Here is a 1,582-nt window from a genome sequence, read left to right on the forward strand (position 1 = left end):
CGCAGCCGACCGCCTACGGCGGCGGCTGAACTCAGCTGTTAGGCGGATGAGTAGCATCACGTCGGCACTCATCCTTTCGGGGAAAAATTCCTTTCAATAGGGGGTAAATATGAGGCTTCTCGCAACGACCGTAATAGCGGCTATCTTGATGCTCAGTGGCTGTTCTAAGCCAACGGATGCAGTCATTCCATCTGACGTGGACTCCTGGGATGAGAAGCTTGCTCCAGAAATCAAGAAGCTCTCGGACGCAGATAGAGAGAAGGTTGCGGCCTACCTGATGCGAGTAAAAATGGGCGAGGTGTTCGGCGGCGGTGGAATCCCAACAGGAATGACCATAGGCCAAGCAATTGAGGCTCAATCAAAGTGGGAGAACGAACAGGCAGCCAAGCGCGCCGAGGAAGAAGCACTAAAGAAGAAGCTTGAGCAAGAGCGGGCGGCAGCACTTGAGCAACTCAACAAGGCAGTAACTGTCACGTTGCTGGCCAAGCGCGAGCTACCGAAGAACTACAATATCGGACGCTATAGCGAGTATCAGGAATTTCGTATTGGCGCTCAGAACAATACGGAAAGACCAATCGTCGGCGTTTCCGGAGAGATCAAGTTCATTGATGTTTTCGACAAAGAGATTGGCGCAGTCAATTTCAGGATAAGTGAGAGCATTGAGCCGGGGAAAACTGTTGTGTGGACTGGTGGCCGAGACTACAACCAGTTCATTGACTCGCACCGGGCCGTTTGGAACTTAGAAGACGGGAAGTACACGACAAAATTTGTTCCTGAGATGATCGTATTCAGCGATGGAGAAAAGCTTGCTGTTCCAGAGTAACGAGCATCCGCCTAACAATTCATTCAAGCCGACGCCACTTCGTGGCGCGGCTTAATTCAGGCGTTAGCGCTTACCGTTTCCACACCAGCAGAAGGAGGAATGCCATGGCTTGGGTTTATTTGCTTCTCGCAGGAGCTTTTGAAATAGGCTGGCCTGTCGGTCTCAAAATGGCGCAAGAAGCTGAAACAAGAGTCACCGGCATCATTGTTGCCGTGGCCTTTATGGCGATTAGCGGGTTTCTCTTATGGCTTGCGCAAAAAGAGATCCCGATTGGCACCTCTTATGCAATTTGGACGGGCATCGGTGCTGCGGGTACGTTCGTTGTTGGCGTTCTTTTTTATGGTGATCCAAGCAGCATCGGGCGCTACTTTGGCGTCGCACTAATCGTTGCAGGTGTTGCAACCCTTAAACTCTCCCACTAAAACCGTCTATGTTGTTCCAGCGCGCTAACCCGGCGCTCAACCTCGCTCCTTTCAGTCGCTGGACGCTGCGCGATAAAGCCGCGCAGCGCCGGTTAGCTCTACGTTAGGTAGGTAGTCATGGCTGTAGAAACTGAAAGAGTTCTCGCCTTAAAGGCGTTCTACATGGGCCATGCCATTGCAGAGAAGCACTCCATCAAGGCGACAGCCCTCGCAATGGTCAGCGCAGCGATATCACATCTACAGAACACAACTAATGCGCCGGAAAAGCTTCGGCTTGCTTTCTATCACATACTCCGTGCTGAAATATTAAGACATGAAACTACGCCGTTAGATGATA

3 protein-coding genes are annotated in these 1,582 nt (G+C 51.5%); all 3 read left to right on the forward strand.

The genetic code is table 11. The annotated features are described in order from the left end of the window. Window positions 1–196 precede the first annotated feature (196 nt). On the forward strand, window positions 197–823 hold the full coding sequence (locus A612_RS16825) for a hypothetical protein (protein ID WP_141630300.1): 627 nt from the start codon (window positions 197–199) through the stop codon (window positions 821–823). A gap of 104 nt (window positions 824–927) precedes the next feature. Next, window positions 928–1,245, forward strand: coding sequence for a DMT family transporter (locus tag A612_RS16195; RefSeq protein ID WP_075806982.1), 318 nt, complete (start codon window positions 928–930; stop codon window positions 1,243–1,245). A gap of 117 nt (window positions 1,246–1,362) precedes the next feature. Continuing rightward, window positions 1,363–1,582, forward strand: a 220-nt coding sequence (locus A612_RS17645) for a hypothetical protein (protein WP_206536099.1), incomplete at its 3' end; no start/stop codon positions are given.

This window comes from Melaminivora alkalimesophila (genome assembly GCF_000282995.1).
Lineage (GTDB): Bacteria > Pseudomonadota > Gammaproteobacteria > Burkholderiales > Burkholderiaceae_C > Melaminivora > Melaminivora alkalimesophila.

Bases quoted from the DNA above. Each gene is read 5' to 3' on its own strand.
- A612_RS16195 (WP_075806982.1), top strand. From the start codon at position 928: ATGGCTTGGGTTTATTTGCTTCTCGCAGGAGCTTTTGAAATAGGCTGG.